General features: G+C 41.0%; 27 protein-coding genes, 1 tRNA gene and 1 rRNA gene. 18 read left to right on the top strand and 11 right to left on the bottom strand.

The features are described from left to right. Positions 1 to 99: 99 nt before the first annotated feature. Together dapF and K1I44_RS09025 are read left to right on the top strand one after the other, a co-directional pair. On the top strand, positions 100 to 954 hold the full coding sequence (gene dapF / locus K1I44_RS09030) for a diaminopimelate epimerase (protein WP_219985967.1): 855 nt from the start codon (positions 100 to 102) through the stop codon (positions 952 to 954). Positions 955 to 969: 15 nt separating this feature from the next. Beyond that, positions 970 to 1,332 carry a HesB/IscA family protein gene (locus K1I44_RS09025; protein ID WP_003398764.1) on the top strand — a complete coding sequence of 121 codons (363 nt, stop codon included), beginning with the start codon at positions 970 to 972 and terminating at the stop codon, positions 1,330 to 1,332. A gap of 28 nt (positions 1,333 to 1,360) precedes the next feature. Here the strand turns inward: K1I44_RS09025 and K1I44_RS09020 are convergent, their stop codons facing one another. Next, positions 1,361 to 2,356: an NAD(P)/FAD-dependent oxidoreductase gene (locus K1I44_RS09020; RefSeq protein WP_219985966.1), complete on the bottom strand. Its 996-nt coding sequence runs from the start codon at positions 2,354 to 2,356 to the stop codon at positions 1,361 to 1,363. A gap of 293 nt (positions 2,357 to 2,649) precedes the next feature. Between K1I44_RS09020 and K1I44_RS09015 the strand changes: the two genes are divergently transcribed. The 4 genes from K1I44_RS09015 (at position 2,650) to K1I44_RS09000 (ending at position 5,282) form a co-directional block, all read left to right on the top strand. Beyond that, positions 2,650 to 3,876, top strand: coding sequence for an NAD(P)/FAD-dependent oxidoreductase (locus tag K1I44_RS09015; protein WP_219985965.1), 1,227 nt, complete (start codon positions 2,650 to 2,652; stop codon positions 3,874 to 3,876). A 92-nt stretch (positions 3,877 to 3,968) separates the two neighbouring features. After that, on the top strand, positions 3,969 to 4,097 hold the full coding sequence (locus tag K1I44_RS09010) for a YuiA family protein (RefSeq protein WP_003398760.1): 129 nt from the start codon (positions 3,969 to 3,971) through the stop codon (positions 4,095 to 4,097). 57 nt (positions 4,098 to 4,154) lie between these two features. Then, entirely contained in the window at positions 4,155 to 4,478 is a 324-nt protein-coding gene (locus K1I44_RS09005) for a YuiB family protein (RefSeq protein WP_003398759.1), read from the top strand. A 96-nt stretch (positions 4,479 to 4,574) separates the two neighbouring features. After that, positions 4,575 to 5,282: a 3D domain-containing protein gene (locus K1I44_RS09000; RefSeq protein WP_003398758.1), complete on the top strand. Its 708-nt coding sequence runs from the start codon at positions 4,575 to 4,577 to the stop codon at positions 5,280 to 5,282. A 20-nt stretch (positions 5,283 to 5,302) separates the two neighbouring features. Here K1I44_RS09000 and K1I44_RS08995 read toward each other — a convergent pair whose 3' ends face one another. After that, positions 5,303 to 5,887 carry a biotin transporter BioY gene (locus tag K1I44_RS08995; protein ID WP_219985964.1) on the bottom strand — a complete coding sequence of 195 codons (585 nt, stop codon included), beginning with the start codon at positions 5,885 to 5,887 and terminating at the stop codon, positions 5,303 to 5,305. A gap of 111 nt (positions 5,888 to 5,998) precedes the next feature. On the opposite strand from K1I44_RS08995, the gene K1I44_RS08990 reads away from it, so the two are divergent. Next, a complete protein-coding gene (locus K1I44_RS08990; RefSeq protein ID WP_003398754.1) occupies positions 5,999 to 6,148 on the top strand; it encodes a hypothetical protein in 150 nt (49 codons plus the stop codon). Here K1I44_RS08990 and K1I44_RS08985 read toward each other — a convergent pair. The 3 genes from K1I44_RS08985 to K1I44_RS08975 all read right to left on the bottom strand — a co-directional run bounded on the left by K1I44_RS08985 (position 6,136) and on the right by K1I44_RS08975 (position 8,269). After that, the gene (locus tag K1I44_RS08985; protein WP_003398753.1) at positions 6,136 to 6,432 is read right to left on the bottom strand and encodes a YuzC family spore coat inner layer protein; all 297 of its coding nucleotides are present in this window, start codon (positions 6,430 to 6,432) and stop codon (positions 6,136 to 6,138) included. The two genes, K1I44_RS08990 and K1I44_RS08985, sit on opposite strands and share 13 nt — an antisense overlap. A gap of 63 nt (positions 6,433 to 6,495) precedes the next feature. Beyond that, positions 6,496 to 7,821: an ArsB/NhaD family transporter gene (locus K1I44_RS08980; RefSeq protein ID WP_219985963.1), complete on the bottom strand. Its 1,326-nt coding sequence runs from the start codon at positions 7,819 to 7,821 to the stop codon at positions 6,496 to 6,498. 22 nt (positions 7,822 to 7,843) lie between these two features. Then, positions 7,844 to 8,269 (bottom strand): hypothetical protein, encoded by a 426-nt coding sequence (locus K1I44_RS08975; protein WP_219985962.1) that lies wholly within the window; start codon positions 8,267 to 8,269, stop codon positions 7,844 to 7,846. A gap of 112 nt (positions 8,270 to 8,381) precedes the next feature. Between K1I44_RS08975 and K1I44_RS08970 the strand changes: the two genes are divergently transcribed. The 4 genes from K1I44_RS08970 to K1I44_RS08955 all read left to right on the top strand — a co-directional run bounded on the left by K1I44_RS08970 (position 8,382) and on the right by K1I44_RS08955 (position 10,903). Then, positions 8,382 to 8,579, top strand: coding sequence for a hypothetical protein (locus tag K1I44_RS08970; RefSeq protein WP_219985961.1), 198 nt, complete (start codon positions 8,382 to 8,384; stop codon positions 8,577 to 8,579). Positions 8,580 to 8,632: 53 nt separating this feature from the next. Next, the gene (locus K1I44_RS08965) at positions 8,633 to 9,145 is read left to right on the top strand and encodes a superoxide dismutase family protein (protein ID WP_003398748.1); all 513 of its coding nucleotides are present in this window, start codon (positions 8,633 to 8,635) and stop codon (positions 9,143 to 9,145) included. 91 nt (positions 9,146 to 9,236) lie between these two features. After that, positions 9,237 to 9,737: an Lrp/AsnC family transcriptional regulator gene (locus K1I44_RS08960; protein ID WP_003398747.1), complete on the top strand. Its 501-nt coding sequence runs from the start codon at positions 9,237 to 9,239 to the stop codon at positions 9,735 to 9,737. Next, complete coding sequence (locus K1I44_RS08955) at positions 9,737 to 10,903, top strand: aminotransferase (protein ID WP_219985960.1); 1,167 nt, start codon at positions 9,737 to 9,739, stop codon at positions 10,901 to 10,903. Before K1I44_RS08960 ends, K1I44_RS08955 begins: the two co-directional genes overlap by 1 nt. Before the next feature lie 18 nt (positions 10,904 to 10,921). On the opposite strand, the gene K1I44_RS08950 is transcribed toward K1I44_RS08955, so the two are convergent. Beyond that, positions 10,922 to 11,287 (bottom strand): helix-turn-helix domain-containing protein, encoded by a 366-nt coding sequence (locus K1I44_RS08950; RefSeq protein ID WP_003398744.1) that lies wholly within the window; start codon positions 11,285 to 11,287, stop codon positions 10,922 to 10,924. A 130-nt stretch (positions 11,288 to 11,417) separates the two neighbouring features. Here K1I44_RS08950 and K1I44_RS08945 point away from each other — a divergent pair, with 130 nt between their 5' ends. Beyond that, positions 11,418 to 11,762, top strand: coding sequence for a CvfD/Ygs/GSP13 family RNA-binding post-transcriptional regulator (locus tag K1I44_RS08945; protein WP_255573349.1), 345 nt, complete (start codon positions 11,418 to 11,420; stop codon positions 11,760 to 11,762). 9 nt (positions 11,763 to 11,771) lie between these two features. Here K1I44_RS08945 and K1I44_RS08940 read toward each other — a convergent pair whose 3' ends face one another. Continuing rightward, complete coding sequence (locus K1I44_RS08940; RefSeq protein WP_003398741.1) at positions 11,772 to 12,005, bottom strand: DUF378 domain-containing protein; 234 nt, start codon at positions 12,003 to 12,005, stop codon at positions 11,772 to 11,774. Between the two features lie 141 nt (positions 12,006 to 12,146). Between K1I44_RS08940 and K1I44_RS08935 the strand changes: the two genes are divergently transcribed. The 3 genes from K1I44_RS08935 (at position 12,147) to K1I44_RS08925 (ending at position 15,252) form a co-directional block, all read left to right on the top strand. Continuing rightward, positions 12,147 to 13,307 (top strand): iron-containing alcohol dehydrogenase, encoded by a 1,161-nt coding sequence (locus tag K1I44_RS08935; protein WP_219985958.1) that lies wholly within the window; start codon positions 12,147 to 12,149, stop codon positions 13,305 to 13,307. A 110-nt stretch (positions 13,308 to 13,417) separates the two neighbouring features. Next, positions 13,418 to 14,767 (top strand): glucose-6-phosphate isomerase, encoded by a 1,350-nt coding sequence (locus K1I44_RS08930; RefSeq protein WP_003398739.1) that lies wholly within the window; start codon positions 13,418 to 13,420, stop codon positions 14,765 to 14,767. An 80-nt stretch (positions 14,768 to 14,847) separates the two neighbouring features. Next, positions 14,848 to 15,252 carry a YugN-like family protein gene (locus K1I44_RS08925; RefSeq protein ID WP_003398738.1) on the top strand — a complete coding sequence of 135 codons (405 nt, stop codon included), beginning with the start codon at positions 14,848 to 14,850 and terminating at the stop codon, positions 15,250 to 15,252. Here the strand turns inward: K1I44_RS08925 and K1I44_RS08920 are convergent. Further along, a complete protein-coding gene (locus K1I44_RS08920) occupies positions 15,244 to 16,212 on the bottom strand; it encodes a potassium channel family protein (protein WP_219985957.1) in 969 nt (322 codons plus the stop codon). The genes K1I44_RS08925 and K1I44_RS08920 overlap by 9 nt on opposite strands. A gap of 101 nt (positions 16,213 to 16,313) precedes the next feature. Here K1I44_RS08920 and K1I44_RS08915 point away from each other — a divergent pair, with 101 nt between their 5' ends. Beyond that, positions 16,314 to 16,493: an H-type small acid-soluble spore protein gene (locus tag K1I44_RS08915; RefSeq protein WP_003398736.1), complete on the top strand. Its 180-nt coding sequence runs from the start codon at positions 16,314 to 16,316 to the stop codon at positions 16,491 to 16,493. A gap of 35 nt (positions 16,494 to 16,528) precedes the next feature. Here the strand turns inward: K1I44_RS08915 and K1I44_RS08910 are convergent. From K1I44_RS08910 to K1I44_RS08900, 3 genes are all read right to left on the bottom strand, one after another. Further along, positions 16,529 to 16,601, bottom strand: a tRNA-Ala gene (locus tag K1I44_RS08910). A 46-nt stretch (positions 16,602 to 16,647) separates the two neighbouring features. Then, on the bottom strand, positions 16,648 to 17,232 hold the full coding sequence (locus K1I44_RS08905) for an HD-GYP domain-containing protein (RefSeq protein WP_255573348.1): 585 nt from the start codon (positions 17,230 to 17,232) through the stop codon (positions 16,648 to 16,650). A gap of 113 nt (positions 17,233 to 17,345) precedes the next feature. Further along, positions 17,346 to 18,023, bottom strand: coding sequence for an MgtC/SapB family protein (locus K1I44_RS08900; RefSeq protein ID WP_003398734.1), 678 nt, complete (start codon positions 18,021 to 18,023; stop codon positions 17,346 to 17,348). A gap of 45 nt (positions 18,024 to 18,068) precedes the next feature. Here K1I44_RS08900 and K1I44_RS08895 point away from each other — a divergent pair, with 45 nt between their 5' ends. After that, positions 18,069 to 18,974, top strand: coding sequence for a DMT family transporter (locus tag K1I44_RS08895; protein ID WP_219985955.1), 906 nt, complete (start codon positions 18,069 to 18,071; stop codon positions 18,972 to 18,974). A 147-nt stretch (positions 18,975 to 19,121) separates the two neighbouring features. Further along, positions 19,122 to 19,228: ribosomal RNA gene (locus tag K1I44_RS08890) — 16S ribosomal RNA — on the top strand; the annotation flags it as partial.

Genomic DNA, 19,228 nt, shown 5'->3' with positions numbered 1-19,228 from the left:
TCCGTTATTGCTTGTGACTTTTTGTTTATTTGTAAAAAAGTTGTCACGTTTATCATCACGATGTATAGTTTTATTAAACATATATGGTGGAGGCGTAATATGAGAAGTTTTTCATTCACGAAAATGCATGGATTAGGAAATAGTTATATTTATGTGAATATGTTTAAAGAACGTTTATTAGAAGAGGAGTTACCCGATATTGCTAGACGTGTGGCCAATGTACACACAGGAATCGGTTCGGATGGACTCATTTTAATTTGTCCATCCGATGTGGCTCCCGTTAAAATGCGTATTTTTAATAGCGATGGATCAGAAGGGAAAAACTGTGGCAATGGATTGCGTTGTGTGGCAAAGTACGCATATGAGCATGGAATTGTTCGCGATGAACAATTTGCGATTGAAACGTTATCAGGTCTTGTTGAAGCGCGCCTTTTCGTTGAAAATGGAAAGGTAAGCAGCGTGGAAGTGAATATGGGGAGACCGCGGTTATCTCGCGAAGAAATACCGATGGTTGGAAAAGAAAAAGACATGGTCATTAATGAACCGATCGAGTTTGCGGGGCATACGTATTACATGACGGGTGTATCAATGGGCAACCCACATGCGGTGTTTTATGTTGATCATATTGAGCGAGCTCCAGTTACGACGCTCGGGCCGATCATCGAAAAAGATGCTCGCTTTCCAGAAGGAATTAATGTCGAGTTTGTAGAAGTGGTCAATGACCGCGAGCTTCATTTTCGTGTATGGGAGCGAGGGTCTGGCGTGACGCAAGCGTGCGGTACAGGAGCATGTGCGGCCGTTGTAGCATCAGTGTTGAATGGAAAAACGAAACGAAATGAAGAAACGGTCGTACATTTGGCTGGTGGAGATTTGTATATTACGTGGAAAGAAAACGGCGATGTTTTTATGCGTGGAGGAGCAGAAACGATTTGTACAGGTGTATACTATTATTAAAAGGAGTGGTGAGTGATGGAACAAATCGTTGTATTGACAGAAAAAGCGGTTGAGCAAGTGAAACAGATGATGAAGGAAAGCGGAGAAGAAAACGCTTATTTCCGTGTCGGTGTTTATGGTGGAGGATGTAGCGGTTTGTCTTATGCGATGGGGTTTGATCATAATAAGCGTGAAGATGATTACGAGTTTGACCAAGACGGTTTACGTATATTGATTGACAAGGACAGTGCACTTGTGTTAAAAGGAACGACGATTGATTACGAGCAAGGAGCGATGGGTGGGGGATTTACGATTCATAATCCGAACGCGATCGCTTCATGTGGTTGTGGTTCATCGTTCCGTACGGCAACACATGCTGGTACGCCTGAGGAATGTTAAAAAGGCCCCATATAGAGGCCTTTTTCTCTTATTCAAACATCGATGTAGAATGAAGAGGCTGTACTTTTGCGCTTGGATCGATATATGATTTTGCGTTGTTGACAGCTGTTGGTGCTTCACCGAATCCGCAAGCAATGAGCTTCACTTTTCCCTCATATGTACAAATATCGCCTGCAGCATACACACCCGGAATATTTGTTTCCATTTTGGAATTCACTTTAATAGAGTTTTTCTCGATTTCTAAGCCCCATTCTTTAATTGGTCCGAGCGATGAAATGAACCCGTAGTTGACAATGACTGCATCGACATCGATTGTTTCACGCGTTTTCGTTTTTGTTTCCTCTAGAACAACTTGTTTGATACCGTTTTCATCTCCGATTAATTCAACAGGGACGAACGGTGTTTTTACATCAACAGATGAATTCATTAAATTTTCGACGCTATGTTCATGCGCGCGGAATTTATCACGACGATGCACAATTGTTACTTTTTTCGCGATCGGCTCGAGCATAAGCGCCCAGTCAACTGCAGAGTCTCCTCCACCGCAAACTAGTACACGTTGACCAGCAAACTTATTCAAGTCGTCAACAAAGTAATGTAAGTTTTTTCCTTCATATTGTACGGCGCTTTCGAGTTCTAATCGGCGAGGTTGGAATGCCCCGTTTCCAGCAGTAATAATGACCGCTTTTGAATAATGAATTTCCTTATTTGTCGTTAGTTTAAATGTACCATCTTCCAGTTTTTCTAACTTTTCAACAGACTGTTCTAAGCAAACAGTTGGATGAAATTTGCTCATTTGCTCCTTTAAGTTGTCGATTAGTTGTTGGGCGCGAATTTTCGGGAAACCTGCCACATCATATATGTATTTTTCTGGGTAAAGCGCAGAAAGCTGGCCGCCAAGTTGTGGAAGGCTTTCGATAATTTTAACGCTCGCTTGGCGCATGCCACCGTAAAATGCTGTAAACAGGCCGACAGGACCACCACCAATAATAGTAATATCATACACTTTGCGATCTTCTTTCACGTTCATTCCTCCTAAAACGTAAATTCTCACGTATTATCATACCATAAAAAATGGTTACACGCTGTTGTTGTTTTGAAAATTTCGACATGCGTTCGATAAAAATTATGGCCAAAAATTGAACAAATAACTCTTGAAAAAGAGAGAAAAAAAGAATAAGATGTTAACGTAGAAATGACAACTTTGTTACAAAACGTTGTATTTTTTTGGTCTATTTCGTGAATAAATTCACAAACTTTCTAAACGATAAAAATCGTTCAAAAAGCACAAGCTAAAAAAAATAAGAAAAGGTGGAAGTGATTCGCTTGAAAAAGCCAAATGTTGTTGTATTAGGTGCAGGTTATGGTGGATTAATGACTGTGACGCGTTTACAAAAAATGATTGGCGTCAACGAAGCAAGCATTACGCTTGTCAACAAACATGATTATCATTATGAATCAACATGGCTGCATGAAGCTGCTGCTGGAACGTTGCACCATGAGCGCGTTCGCTATGCGATTGCTGATGTTATTGATCAAAGTAAAGTAAAATTCATTCAAGATACGGTTGAAAAAATCAACCTCGAAGAAAAACAAGTGTTGCTCCAAAATCATGAGCCATTAACGTATGACTATTTAGTCGTTGCGCTTGGATTTGAGTCTGAAACGTTCGGAATTAAAGGGCTAAAAGAGTATGCTTTCTCGATTGCCAACGTCAATGCTGCTCGTCAAATTCGTGAGCATATTGAATATCAATTTGCAACATATGGCACAGAAGAAGAGAAGCGCGATGAGCGCTTGACGATTGTCGTTGGCGGCGCAGGATTTACAGGCATCGAGTTTTTAGGTGAACTTGTAAACCGCGTGCCAGAGCTTTGCCGTGAATACGATGTTGATCCAAATAAAGTTCGCATTATTTGTGTCGAAGCAGCGCCGACCGTTCTCCCTGGCTTTGACCCAGAACTTGTTGAATATGCGGTGAACGTTCTTGAGAAAAAAGGTGTTGAATTTAAAATCGGTACAGCGATTAAAGAGTGCACACCAGAAGGCATTATCGTTAGCAAAGATGATCAAGTGGAAGAAATTAAGGCTGGAACAGTTGTATGGGCAGCTGGAGTGCGCGGAAGCCGCGTTATTGATGAATCTGGCTTTGAAGCGATGCGCGGTCGCGTGAAAGTCGATCCGTTTTTGCGAGCACCGGGACATGAAGATGTATTCGTTGTCGGGGACTGTGCGTTAATTATTAACGAAGAAACAAATCGTCCATATCCTCCAACCGCTCAAATTGCTATGCAGCAAGGAGAAGTTTGTGCGAAAAACTTAGCTGTGCTCATTCGCGGTCAAGGTGAATTGCAACCGTTTAAACCTGTTTTAAAAGGAACGGTATGTTCGCTCGGTCACGATGATGCGATTGGTGTTGTATTTGGTAAGAAAATTTGGGGAGCAAAGGCGAGCGTGATGAAAAAAGTAATCGACAACCGTGCGCTCTTCTTAATCGGTGGTCCGACACTCGTCGCGAAGAAAGGAAAATTTAAGTTGTTATAAAAATGGGCGAAGCAATTTTTCGCCCCTTTTTCTTTACAAATCGTTTCTTTTTATGTATAATTATCTGAAAATTAAGAAAAAGGGTGAGGAATATGAATAAAACAACGTGTCAGTATTGTGCAGGAAACGGTTATGTGCATGTTGCAGTTGGCGGTTCCGAAACGTGCCATCATTGCGAAGGAACAGGAATAGAAAAAAATGAAATGGCGATGAAGCAATAATTGACTCATGTTTTCGCTTTCAGTACACTTAAAATGGTGTATTGGAGGTGAAAACGCATGGAGATGGGCATTCCGGTTTTACTCATTTCAATTTTGTTATTTTTTGTTTTATTTTTTGGTATTGGCTTTTTATTAAACATGATTTTACGAACGACATGGACGATGGCGATATTAAGCCCGTTCGTTTTATTGTTTTGGATTGATCAAATTTCTTTGATTGACTACGTGACAAATCCGTCCGACTCCTTTGCTCATGTAAAGGAACGAATCGGATCGCTAGCGAGCGCGGATTTAATCATTTTAAGTAGCGGTATTGTGGGAGCAATCGTTTCTGGTGTCGTGATTCAGACGTTAAGAAAAAAAGGATATCGTATGTTTTAAACCTTCACGATCGTGGAGGTTTTTTATTTCTTTTCCCGGTGATGTATATTTTGTTTCGTTATTGGAAAGAAATACAACCGTGGGAGGAGTGAATAAATGGGCATAAAATGGTTAAGACGAACGACCATGGTTGTATTGTTTCTATGTGCGTTCATGACGACATTTCAATCCATATCGGGCGTTGAAGCGAAGACGCTATCCGATTGGTTATCCCATTCACGTTTTTCTTTTTTCTCGTTCAAATCATTATTTTCAACACATACGTATGAATATGTAGCAGATCGTTTTCGTAAAAATGAAAAACGAGTGACGCAACTATCATCACAACAAACGACGAATGAATCATTAACGCTAGAAGAGGCTTTCGATTGGTCGCAATACCCGTCCGTCACTGTTGTAGCGACAGGGTATACGGCTGGAGTAGAGTCAACGGGAAAAACGCCCGATCACCCGAGTTATGGAATTACATATTCGGGTGTACGCGTGAAGCGTGATTTATACTCAACGATTGCCGCTGATTTGAATGTTTTCCCAATTGGAACAATTTTATTTATTCCAGGATACGGATATGGCGTCGTTGCTGATACGGGTTCAGCGATTAAAGGCCATAAAATTGACCTATATTATGAAACAGTAGATGATGTATATAAGCATTGGGGAAAGAAAAAAGTAAACGTATATGTCGTCCAACGCGGAGATGGGACATTATCGGAGCAAGAGATGATTGCACTGAATGAAAATGAATCGATGCAAGTGTTTCGGCAACAATATATAAAGAAAGAAGAAAAGGAAGTCGGGCTGTAACCGAACTTCCTTTTCCTTAGTTAGGCGACATATTTGTTATATGTTTGATGGTCGTTTAACGCCTTGTAAATGCGCGGTGCAATCATGCCAGCAACGATCGATAAAATAATATCTTTTGGAAGTGGAACGAGCATCCAGCTCCATGCCATTGTGTATGAGAATCCTTCCGGTGCATCGGCCCATAATGTAAATGCCATGTACATCCAATTTGTTCCGACAACATAGTTAATTATCATGCCGATGATAGTTGCTGTAATAAATTGCGTCATCGAACGTTTTGTACTTTTTTCAACAAGCAATCCAGTGACGTAAGCCGCAAGAATAAAAGAAAGGATAAATCCAAACGTCGGGGTTACGATGGACGAGAACCCTCCGCTAAAGCGCGCGAAAACAGGCGCACCAAACAGTCCGATGAGCATATAAACAGTCATCGCGATCGCGCCGCGTTTTGCCCCGAGAATCGCCCCGGCTAATACGCAAAAAAAGGTTTGTAGCGTAATGGGAACGCCCCCGATAACGAGAAAAGGAACCCATGAGGTGATGTTTGCTCCGATCGCCATGAATGCTGCGAACATGGCAATGAATGTTAAGTCTTTCGCTCGCATTTGTTAACCTCCTTTTTTTATTTGTTAACGAAATCGTAGCTGATAAAACAAAATATGTCAACACATAAATGAAATGAATTTGCACAATATAACAGTGCGGAGGGGATCATAATGAGAGAAGAAGAACAATTGCTTCGCGCAAATCGATTAGGGGCGAAAGAAGATATTATTCACGTTAGTGAAACGGATGATGGATATGATTTGCGCGATGCGGCACATATTGGTGAAAAACAGATGGCGGCACCGAATTATCGCCAGTAAAGAAAAAAGGTGAGTTGGCAACAAGGCGACTCGCCTTTTTTTGGGGAAAGTGTAATATGAATCGTATTTGGATTGAACGAAATGTTCATTTCAGATTCGATACCAATCGATTGAAGTTGTTTTTGCACGTCTTCTTGTTTCGATTGTTGTGCTTTTTCCATCAACTGCTTCGCAAAGATAGGATCGTTTGCAATTTTTGTAGAAATGGCCGCCGCATCTTTTAGCAGTTTTTGTACCGACTTTGCGGATTGAGTAAATTGTGTAATATCAACGTTTGGATACATATTTTTTCCCTCCTTGCAAGCAGTATATGACAGAAAGAAAAAAACGCTCAAAGACGAGCGTTTTTAAAAGTAACGAATGAAAATATAAGCATGTGAAATAAGCAATGAAACGAGCGTGAGCGGCGCTCCGATTTTTAGAAAATCGAAGTAACTAAATCCATGTCCCTCACGTGAGGCGATTCCTGCAACGATGACGTTTGCTGATGCGCCAATTAACGTCCCATTTCCACCTAAGCAAGCACCGAGTGCTAACGACCACCATAATACATCGATTTGCGCAGCGTCTGGAGATAGCCCCATGCCAACAGCCATATCTTGAATAAGCGGAATCATTGTTGCAACGAACGGAATATTATCAATGGTTGCTGATGCGATTCCAGATACCCAAAGAATTAAATAAGACGCAAAATGAATATCGCCACCCGTCACCTCTAGTGCTTTTTCCGCCAAGCTTTTAATGAGACCAATATCTACAAGTCCTCCAACGAGCGTAAACAATCCAGCGAAGAAGAAAATGGTTGTCCACTCGACAGAGGCAAATACTTCTTCTAAATCATGTTCTTTTACCCCGATGAGCATTAAAATGACAGCTCCTGTCATCGCAACGACTGCTGCGTCAACGTGAATGACGGAATGAAGGGTGAAACCTAAAATAGTTAACCCAAGGACTGAAACGGATTTTTTTAATAGCACAGCATCTTTAATGTATTGTTTTTCATCAATTTTCATGAGTCGTTCAATGAGCACAGCATTGGCCTGAAGCTTTTTGCGATAAAAAATATACAAAATAAAAATAATAACAACCATAATCACGACAACAACGGGACCTAAATGAAATAAAAAGTCATTAAATGTTAAATGTTTATTTGCAGAACCAATCATAATATTTGGTGGATCTCCGATCATTGTCGCTGTTCCACCGATATTTGAAAAAAGTACTTCAGAAATTAAAAACGGAACAGGGTCAACTTCTAACATACGTGTAATTGAGAATGTAACCGGAACAATCAATAACACCGTAGTTACATTATCTAGAAATGCAGAAAGAACAGCTGTGAGTAATGACAAAATCACTAAAATGTGAATAGGGCTCCCTTTGGCCACTTTCGCAGCTTTTACTGCTACATATTGAAAAAATCCAGACTTGCTCGTAATGCTTACGAGAATCATCATGCCGATTAAAAGTGTAATCGTTCCCCATTCAATGTGATGAGTGTACGCTTGATGTAAATCGACGATGCCGAAAATGATCATAAAGGCGGCACCTAATAAAGCAATCACAGCGCGATTCACTTTTTCTGAAATGATAATGGCGTATGTGACCAAAAAGATCGCAATAGCTGCATAATATTGGAAGTTACTTACTTCATGGTTGATTGCCTCATGCACGATCTGTCATTCCTTTCTTTTTTCATTTTAATGGTTGAAGGCAACTTGGGCATGTTAAATGTGCTGTGTCAGCGTTTACATTGCGGATGTAAAAAGAAAATCCGCATTTTGCGCATTCGATTTGCGATAAGCGGTCGATAAATAACTTTGTTGATGGAGACCCTTGTTTCGTTGTATCAACGACTTCGACATGCACATGTTCGCGTGAGTCGTCCTCTGCGACCACTTGTCCTTCTGTCTCTTCTTTTACGCGCCAACCGTGATCTAAAATATGTTGTTCAAGTTGGCTATGAGAAGAGTTCGCTAGCATATCTTCAGCTAACACCATCAACTGCTCATTTGTTAAAGATTCGAATGGAATTTTTTGTTTTTGTTCGTTCCAATACCCCCTCAATTGCGCCTCCGTGAATACAAATGTGATAACTTTGTGGATTACGACGTTTTTCAAACGAACACGCCCCCCTTTTTTATTTACGAATCCAATTATATTCCTTTTTGCGAAGTGATACAATTGCCTTTATGATATAATTAGCAAGATGATATGAGGAAAGGTTGATCGTATGGTTCACATCATATTTGGATTGTTTCTATATTTTCCAGAAGACAAAACGGAATACATTCCGGCTGCCATCTCGTTCACAGCGTTTTTTATTGCTGCAGTATTGACGATGCAGGTAATTGTAAAAGTTTCAAAACGCCAAGAAGAGAAAGCAAAACAACTAGAGGAACAGCTCCAAAAACAACGAATCGATGACTAAACGGACAAAAAAAGGGCATAATAAGCTGTAAATATGTAGTTGGAGGGCTTATTGTGCGTCAAGTCATCGTATGTATTGGTTTATTGCTTATCGGTGGTTGTGTAGAGGAACAAGTAAAACATGTTAATGTTCATATGATTAATGAGGATGGTGACTCGCTCGGCACGATTAGCTTGTCACAGAAGCCGAAAGGTGTGGAACTAGACATTGATTTAAAAGGGTTGCCACCCGGAGAGCATGCGATTCATATTCATGACAAGGGAGCCTGTTCGCCGCCGCAGTTTCAATCGGCGGGTGAGCATTTTAACCCAGAAGGAAAAAAACACGGCCTCCTTCATCCAGAGGGAGCACACGCGGGTGATTTGCCGAATTTAATTGTGAAAGAAGATGGAACGGTAAAAGTGCAGCTCATGGCACCAAATGTAGATTTATCGGAGGAAAAGAACGGCCTGTTCACAAAAGATGGGACATCTATTGTCGTTCATGAAGGGAAAGATGACGGCATGTCCCAACCAGCAGGAAATGCGGGCAAACGAATCGCTTGCGGTGTCATCAAAAAACCGTAGTAGCAGGCGATGTCGTCTTGCTCATTTTTTTGGAAAAAACGCGTGCATTTCTTTCTAAATTGTGTGAAAATTTATCGTAGGGGGGATTGATGTGAAATTGACTGAAAAAGAAATTGAAATTGTTGAACTGTTAGAGAAAGATGCTCGGTTGCCGATGGATACAATCGCAAAAATGGTTTCGCTCTCCATTCCGGAAGTCGAACAGATCATCAAAAAATTAGAAGAGGCGAAAGTCATTGTGCAGTATGCAACGATTGTCGATTGGCGGAAAGTGGATGGGCACGAAGGTGTGACAGCGATGATCGATGTAAAAGTGACGCCGAAGCGGGGTGTTGGATTTGATGAGGTTGCTGAACGTATTTATCGCTTCCCAGAAGTCAAATCTGTATATTTGATGTCCGGCGCCTATGATTTATCTGTCGTCATCGAGGGTCGTTCGATGTCTGAAATTGCTCATTTTGTTTCTGAGAAATTATCGACGCTTGATTCTGTTATTTCAACGACGACCCACTTTATTTTAAAAAAATATAAACATGACGGTACCGTATTCGAGCAAGGTGACCAAGATCGAAGAATAGTGGTGGCTCCGTGATGCAAAAAACGAAATCGTACTTATCTGATACGGTCTCTCGCCTCAAGCCATCCGGTATTCGTCGCTTTTTTGACTTAGCGGCAAGTATGGAAGGGGTCATTTCGCTAGGGGTTGGTGAGCCTGATTTTATTACGCCTTGGGGTGTACGCGAAGCGTGTATTTTATCATTAGAACAAGGATATACGTCATATACAGCAAACGCTGGTTTATTGGAGTTGAGAAAAGAAATTAGCGATTATTTATTACGTCGCTTTCGTGTGTCGTACGATCCGGTAGATGAACTGATTGTGACGGTCGGAGCAAGCCAAGCGCTCGATGTGTCCCTTCGCGCTATTGTTAATCCAGGTGACGAAGTGATTGTCGTTGAGCCGAGCTTCGTTTCATATGCCCCGCTTGTTTCATTAGCTGGCGGCGTACCGATTCCGGTTCAAACGAGTGGAACATATCAATTTAAGCTACAACCTGAGCAAATTGAACAAGTCGTCACTCCGAAAACAAAAGCATTAATCATTTGCTCACCAAATAACCCAACAGGAACGGTGCTAAACGCAGAAGAACTTGCGCAAATTGCTCGCATTGTGGCAAAGCATGATTTGCTTGTCATTTCGGATGAAATTTATGCGGAGTTATGCTACGACGAACAATATACAAGTTTTCCTGCGATCGCTCATATGCGAGAGCGAACCATTTTAATTAACGGTTTTTCGAAAGGATTTGCGATGACGGGATGGCGGCTAGGATTTATTGCTGCACCGAAAGATTTAGCTACAGCCATGTTAAAAATTCATCAATATACGATGATGTGTGCGCCAACAATGGCGCAATATGCCGCTATTGAAGCGTTGCGAAATGGAGCAGATGATGTCGAACAGATGAAAAAGAGCTATCGACAACGGCGCAACTTTTTTGTTCAGTCATTAAATGAACTCGGCCTTTCATGTCATATGCCAGGTGGGGCGTTTTATGCATTTCCATCTATTCAATCGACAGGCATGACGTCAGAACAATTTGCCGAGCGTTTATTGCTAGAGGAAAAAGTAGCCGTCGTTCCGGGCAACGTGTTTGGGGCGAGCGGAGAAGGGTATATTCGTTGTTCATATGCCTCATCGCTTGAACAATTACAAGAGGCGATCCGACGCATGAAGCGATTTGTTGAACGGCTATAAAGAAAGCTGACGCAGCTGTCAGCTTTCTTTATTGTATTTGAGCTCATACAACATTTGCATGACGCGTAAAAAGTCTTCTTCGCTAAATTCTTTTGCTTTTCGTAAAATGAGCTTTGCCCGCTTAATGCCGATTTCTTTAATTAAATATTCGATTTCAGGATCGACCACGGAGGAATTGGACAGGTCGGCACGTTCTAACAATTCAGATGCAGGTACATCAAGTGCAGTACAAAGTTTTAAAATTGTCGGTGTATCAGGAATTTGCTCACCTGATTCATATTTTTGAATTGTTGCTACCCCTACACGTACTTTCAACGCTAATTCTTGTTGTGACATATTTCGCTGTTCTCGATACATGCGAATATTTTCACCAATTGCGCTCATTTATTCTCCCACCTCTCAAAAATTCATGTACATATTTATCATACCATGTTCCTATTTGTACTCGTGTACAAAATTAACACTTTTTAAGCGAATTATGTTACAATTTTTCAAAAAACGAGGAGTGTTTCAATTGGAGTGGAAGGAAGGTGCGATCGTTACCGGTATTGTGACAGGCATACAACCGTATGGCATATTTGTATCGCTCGATGAACGGACACAAGGATTAATTCACATTTCAGAAATAACCGATGGATATGTAAAAAATATTTATGATTATGTGGACGTTGGGGATTGTGTGCGCGTAAAAATTATTGCCGTTGATGAAAGAACAAAACGGATTAGCTTATCGTTACGGGATGTCGATCATGATGCGACAAATATTGAAACCCCGTTAGGATTCCAGCCGTTAAAAATTCAACTAGAAAAATGGATTGCCGAAGCGAAAAAACAATACAACTCACCGAATGACCGGTGAGTTGTTTGCTTATGTTCTAGACATTTTTGGTTCTGTACGTCCGATTTCTTCGGTCGGTTTAAACAGTAATACGAGGTTGATTAGCCCCGCAATCCCAACGAGGGCGTAAACAATACGAGCAAACGCAGATGCTTGTCCCCCAAAGATGGCCGCTACTAGGTCGAAGCGGAAAAAGCCAATGAGCCCCCAGTTCAGTGCTCCAATAACAGTAAGCAATAGTGCGATTCGTTGTAACGTACTCATGTTCATCCTCCTTCAAAACATCGTATTCATTTATAGAATGGATTATTATTTATGAAGTATGCATGATAAAGAAAGAAAAAATGCAAGTTTCTTTACTTATTTGTTTATTTTAGAAATAATGAAAAAAAAGGAGGGGGTTGGATGGAACATTTTATTTTTCATAATCCAACAAAGTTAATTTTCGGTAGAGGGCAAGTTGAACAATTAAGGAAAGAGCTTGCTCCATATGAGCGCATTTTAATCGTATACGGTGGAGGAAGCATTAAGAAGAATGGTGTGTACGATGATGTCGTATCTATTTTACGTTCATTGAATAAGTCGTGGACAGAGTTGGCCGGGGTTGAGCCAAATCCACGCTTATCTACTGTACAAAAAGGGATTGATATATGTCGTGAAGAGAAGGTTGATTTTATTTTAGCTGTTGGCGGTGGAAGCGTCATTGATTGTGCGAAAGCGATTGCGGCAGGAGCATTGTATAATGGAAATGCATGGGATTTTATTTCGAGGAAGACAACGGTTCAACACGCCCTTCCGCTCGGTACGGTGTTGACGTTAGCGGCGACAGGATCAGAGATGAATGCCAATTCTGTCATTACGAATTGGGAAACGAAAGAAAAGTACGGTTGGAGCAGTCCAGCTGTCTTTCCGAAATTTTCAATTTTAGATCCTGTTTATACAACAACCGTCCCGAGAGATCATACAGTATATGGAATTGTTGATATTATGTCGCACGTATTAGAACAATATTTTCATCATGCCTCAAACACGCCGTTACAAGACCGGATGTGTGAAGCGATTTTACGAACAGTTATCGAAACAGCGCCGAAACTCATCGAAGATTTAGAAAACGTCGATCATCGCGAAACAATTTTATATTGCGGAACGATGGCTTTAAATGGAATTTTGCGTATGGGACTGCGTGGGGATTGGGCAACACATAATATTGAACATGCTGTATCGGCTGTGCACGATATTCCACACGCGGGTGGACTAGCTATTTTATTTCCAAACTGGATGAAATATGTGCTTGATGAACGTGTTGAACGCTTTAAACAGCTAGCTGTTCGCGTGTTTGACGTTTATCCAGAAGGGAAAGGAGATCGTGAAATTGCGCTAGAAGGAATCGAAAAACTTCGCGCGTTTTGGGATCGTTTAGGTGCACCGCACCGATTAGCAGACTATAACATTGGTGAGCATTCACTGCCAACTATAGCGGAGAAGGCGATGTCATTCGGTCCATTTGGAAATTTTAAAAAGCTAGATCATCGTGACGTCATGGCGATTTTACAAGCTTCTTTGTAACGTACGAAAAATGTCAAAATGAATCCGTTTACATGTTTTTTGCTAACTTGATTCTCTTTGTTTGTTTCGCTAAAGTGAAAGAGGATACCATCTTTGAGGAGGAAACGTACATGACGCATATTCAGTTTGATTATTCGAAAGCGTTATCGTTTTTTGGTGAACATGAATTAACGTATTTGCGTGACGCAGTGAAAGTAGCGCACCATGCTCTTCATGAGAAAACAGGACAAGGCAACGACTTTTTAGGGTGGATTGACCTTCCTGTTGCGTATGACAAAGAGGAGTTCGCCCGCATTCAACAAGCAGCAAAAAAAATTCAAGAAGACTCTGATGTTTTGTTAGTTATTGGAATTGGTGGCTCTTATTTAGGTGCTCGCGCGGCAATCGAAATGTTGCAACATTCATTTTATAATGCTCTTCCGGCAGAAAAGCGGAAAACGCCGCAAATTATTTTTGTCGGCAACAACATCAGTTCTACATATATGCGCGACGTGATGGATTTACTTGAAGGAAAAGATTTTTCAATTAACGTCATTTCAAAATCAGGAACGACGACGGAGCCAGCGATTGCTTTCCGTATTTTCCGTAAGCTTCTTGAAGAGAAATATGGAAAAGAGGAGGCACGCAAGCGCATTTATGCGACGACTGATCGCGCTCGTGGGGCATTAAAGACGTTAGCGACGGAAGAAGGATATGAAACGTTCGTTATCCCAGATGATGTTGGAGGACGCTACTCTGTTTTAACAGCTGTCGGTTTATTGCCGATTGCAGTAAGCGGAGCGAATATTGAAGCGATGATGAAAGGTGCTGCGCAAGCACGTGAAGATTTCAGTAAATCAGAGTTAGAAGAAAACATTGCTTACCAATACGCTGCGGTGCGAAATGTGCTTTACAACAAAGGGAAAACAATTGAAATGCTCATTAACTATGAACCGGCATTGCAATATTTTGCAGAATGGTGGAAACAATTATTTGGCGAAAGTGAAGGAAAAGATCAGAAAGGGATTTTCCCGGCTTCAGCAAACTTTTCAACTGACCTTCACTCTTTAGGGCAATATGTGCAAGAAGGTCGTCGCGATTTGTTTGAAACGGTGTTAAAAGTAGAAACGCCACGCCATGAGTTAACGATTGAAGCAGAGGACAATGATTTAGACGGCTTAAACTACTTAGCAGGAAAAACAGTTGACTTCGTCAACACAAAAGCGTTTGAAGGAACGTTGTTGGCTCATACAGATGGGGGCGTGCCGAACTTAGTTGTTACATTACCGCGATTAGATGAGTATACGTTTGGTTACCTCGTTTATTTCTTTGAAAAGGCGTGCGCGATGAGCGGATATTTACTTGGTGTGAATCCGTTTGATCAACCGGGGGTAGAAGCATACAAAGTAAATATGTTTGCCTTGCTCGGTAAACCAGGATACGAAGAGAAAAAGGCAGAGCTTGAAAAGCGATTGAAATAATTAAATTTAAAAGAGCTTTCCCTGCGTGCAGGGAGAGCTCTTTTTTTGGGTATGATACAACTAAAGGAGGAGTGATACAAATGATTGAAATTCCGTCTAGACTAGAAGGAAAAACATTTTTGTTAAATGTGTTGGAACAACAATTAACACCGCTTGGGTATGTTATTGGTGGAAATTGGGATTATGATCACGGTTCGTTCGACTATAAAATGGCGGACGATGTTGGTTATCAATTTTTACGCCTCCCATTTGTTGCTGTAGACGGACAGTTGGATTCGTATGGGGCAACAGTTCAGTTTAAGCGTCCTTACGTTCTATGTCATAAATATCAACGTGGATTAGATGACAATGTGCATGTTGGAAATGTGAGCGCCTCGTTTAATCAGTTTTCGGAACCAGAAGACCCCGATGCAACTGTACCAGAAAAATATGTATCGATGGCAAAGATGCTTGTCAAAGATGTAGAAGATCGGTTATTACATTAATACAATGAGTTCATCTGTTTTTTGAATGGCTGTATGGCCTTGTGGATTGATCGTCACTTGTTGCTCGTTTGCAATGCCGATGAGCAACAGTCCCTCCTTTTTTAACTCGGTCAGCAATGTATGAAATGACATGCCGACCCATTCATCGTGAACAGTTAAACGCTTGATCGGATGTTTTTTCAACTGTTCCATGTCGTTTAATATGTTTGGGGCTGAAAGACAATTTGTCATTAAAAAACTGATCCATTTGTTCGTTTCAATAACTGCATCGGCTCCCGCTCGTTTTGCATTATCGACTTGCGGTGTTGTTAATACTTCCACAACAGTATATACATCGGGGTGGAGTGCTTTAATTGTCAAAAGAGTGACAATAGATGCTAAGTCGGCTTCTGTTTCATTTTTATGTTGGTTCGCAGTAATGATGACGGTATGAGCGTCGAAAACGTTCGCTCTTTTCCATACATCATCGTGGGTCGGATTTCCTTTAATAAAATGAATGTGCTTCGGCACATCCCAACGTTTTAATGTTTCGTCGATGACTAGGCATGGCACATGGGGAGGTAGGAGTGTGAGCAGTTGGCGAATCCGTTCATTCCAACCAACTAAAATAATATGTTGACCTTTTGTGTAAGGGAGCTCCCCAGCTGATAAAGCGTTTTCTTTTGAAATGGCCTTCGCAGATAGCGTAACAAAATAAGCTGAGACGAACGCGGTGCCGAGCAAAATGAGAGCGATGGCGACAACTTTACCAACGACAGTTTTCGGAACGAGATCCCCATAACCGATAGTTGTTGTTGTGATGAGCGCCCACCATATTCCGTCAAATGTTGTTGAAAATGTTTTTGGCTCCACGATATGAATGACAATCCCAAATAAACAAATGATCGTTGTAATTGTTAGTATGATGCGCGCGAGCGGAGAAAGCCGCCAATATGAAGCGAGAAATTCGTACCATCTCATGTATTTTCCCTCCTGTTTTTATCATTGTAGACGAGAAAATCTCGTTTCTTACATATTTTTTCTACAAAAACAAACGATATAAACGAAAGGAGGGAATGAAATTGGATATAAATCGCATCAAGCAAATCGTTTCTTCCCCAGATGATATTCGTGTATGTTATCACGGTCAATCTGTTTGGATTGATGGGTACGATGAAGCAAGCCGAACAGCCACCGTACATATGCGTGGGAGGGAACATGAACGCCATACCGTTCCAGTGGAGGAATTGACGGAAGAGTAAAAGAAAAAACCCTTGCGTGGCAAGGGTTTTTTCTATGGAGCATACCGGGCTCGAACCGGTGACCTTCGCGCTGCCAGCACGACGCTCTCCCAACTGAGCTAATGCCCCTTTTCGCTTTCATTGTAAAAGCATTTTGCTTTTTCGTCAATGGATGTTATGAGATGATTGAGATCGTTTGCATGATTGTTTCTGTATTTCGTTCAATAGGAATCACGTGATTTTCCATCCATAACAAAAAAGAAGTGGTTAATCGTGGGTCGAATTGTGTGCCTGCCCCTTTTTTTATCTCTTCATAAGCTTCTTCCCATGTGAGTGATGTGCGATACGGGCGAATGCCGGTCATCGCTTCGAGTGAATCGGCTAAAGACACGAGCCGAGCGAGAAAGGGAATATTTTCTCCGCTTTGTTTGTTTGGATACCCCTTCCCATCCCAGCGTTCGTGGTGATATAAGACGATGTGAGAAATTTCAGTTGAAACATGGTAATCTTGTAGTACCCGTATGCCGAACAAAGGATGTTTTTTCATTTCATCAAATTCTTCTTTCGATAGTTTCCCTTTTTTCGTTAAAATGTGAGCAGGAACATATAATTTGCCAATATCGTGAATAAGTGCTCCGAATTGAAGCTCACGTTTTTGTTGATCTGTCAACTTTAAAAATGACGCGAAAGATAAAGCGATTTTTGTAACGCGATATGAATGAAGAAAAGTGAACTCGTCTTCCATTGAGAGTTGACGCATAAGAAAGCAAAGCTCCATGTTTTTGAAAATAAAGGACATGTAGTTCGCCACCTAATGTATTTTAAGTGTAAGTATCATCATATATACTAATCTAAATGATAATCATTTTCAAGTTAAATATTCTCAACATCGACGCCCCGAATAGAAGGAATTTGATGAATAAATTCGTATACATCTGTCGTTGCCCGCTTTTGATCAACGGATACCTTTAACTCAACAAAGTGATTTCCGTTGTCTAAATCTTTAATGCGCACAGTTTTGATGCGAATATTTTTTTGTTTAATAGCGTCGATTACTTCTGAAATTTTTGTTGCATCTAATACAATCAGTTTGACAGAAAGTTCTTTTTCTCTCAGTTGTTTTGGTCCGAAGACGGTTGTTACAAGCGGGATGAGCTCAACGCTAGCGATAAGAAAGATAACACCGAGAATAGCTTCAATATAAAAGTTTGCTCCAACAGCAACACCGACACCAGCTGCTCCCCAAATAAGCGCAGCGGTTGTCAAACCGGAAATGCTATCATTTCCACGCCGGAGAATAACGCCGGCCCCAAGAAAACCAATACCTGATACGATTTGAGCAGCGAGACGCAGCGGATCCATGTTAATATGAGCGGCTTTTGGAAACGTGTATGCCGATTCAATCGAAACGATAGTTAGTAAACAACTTACAATCGAAATGACAAGACATGTTTTAAGGCCAACGGGTTTTCTTTTTAGTTCTCGTTCTAAGCCAATAATAAGTCCGAGGACAGCGGAAATTCCGAGTTTCATAAGCACGTGAGCGTCCATAAGACATTCCCCCTTTTCATAAGTATATTCGAAAGGATGAAGAGCATGAAGGCATACGTTGCATTACTTATCGGAGCGTTTTCAATCTCTACCTCAGCTATTTTTGTAAAATTTACAGATGCTCCATCAGCTGTTATAGCATTTTATCGTCTTTTTTTTGCGGTTGTTTTCATGACCCCGTTGTTCCTGACCAAACATACAAGAGAAACGAAAGAGATGAATAAAACAGATTGGGGATTTGCATTATTATCTGGAACGTTGCTTGCATTTCATTTTATCCTTTGGTTTGAATCGCTTCGTTATACATCTGTCGCAAGCTCAGTTGTTTTAGTTACATTGCAGCCGTTATTTGCTTTTGTTGGTGGCGTTCTCTTTTTTAAGGAAAAGATAGCGATGAACGAATGGGTTAGTGCGATACTCGCCATTTCAGGTAGTGTAATCATCGGATGGGGGGATCTTCGGGTGAGCGGTGAAGCGCTTTACGGCGATCTGCTTGCATTAATTGCATGTGCTATGGTAACAGGTTATTGGCTAGTTGGTCAACATTTGCGGAAGCAACTCTCTTTAATTACATATACGTATATCGTTTATGGAATCGCTTCAATAGTATTAAGTGTATATGTAGCATTATTTCGCTATTCATTTTTTTCGTACGATGAACGCGACTGGTGGTGCTTCATTTTGTTAGCTATAATCCCAACATTGTTTGGTCATTCACTTTTTAATTGGGCGATCAAATGGGTAAATGCAGCTATGGTGTCGATTGCTATTTTATTCGAACCAATTGGAGCCATCGTGTTAGCGTATATATGGTTAGGGGAAAAAGTTTATTTGACGCAAGGAATTGGTTCGCTTCTTATTGTCATTGGAATCGGGGCATACATGTTTGGAAAACACATAAAAAATTTTAAAAAAGTAGTTGCGTTTAAAAAAAGAAGATGGTATATTTAAAATCGTCGCTGCCGTGATGTGGCGATAAAAAGTGTTCTTGACATCGAAAATGAGATGTGCTAAATTAAAAAAGTCGCGAAAAACGACAAAGATGTTCCTTGAAAACTGAACGAAGCGAAAAGCGTATGAAGCTAGAGAGATAAACTTTCTATGGAGAGTTTGATCCTGGCTCAGGACGAACGCTGGCGGCGTGCCTAATACATGCAAGTCGAGCGGACGATTCAAAAGCTTGCTTTTGAATCGTTAGCGGCGGA

This window comes from Anoxybacillus sp. ST4 (assembly GCF_019448545.1).
GTDB lineage: Bacteria > Bacillota > Bacilli > Bacillales > Anoxybacillaceae > Anoxybacillus > Anoxybacillus pushchinoensis.
The sequence above is the reverse complement of the archived record's forward strand: the minus strand, read 5'-3'. Positions and strand labels throughout refer to the sequence as shown.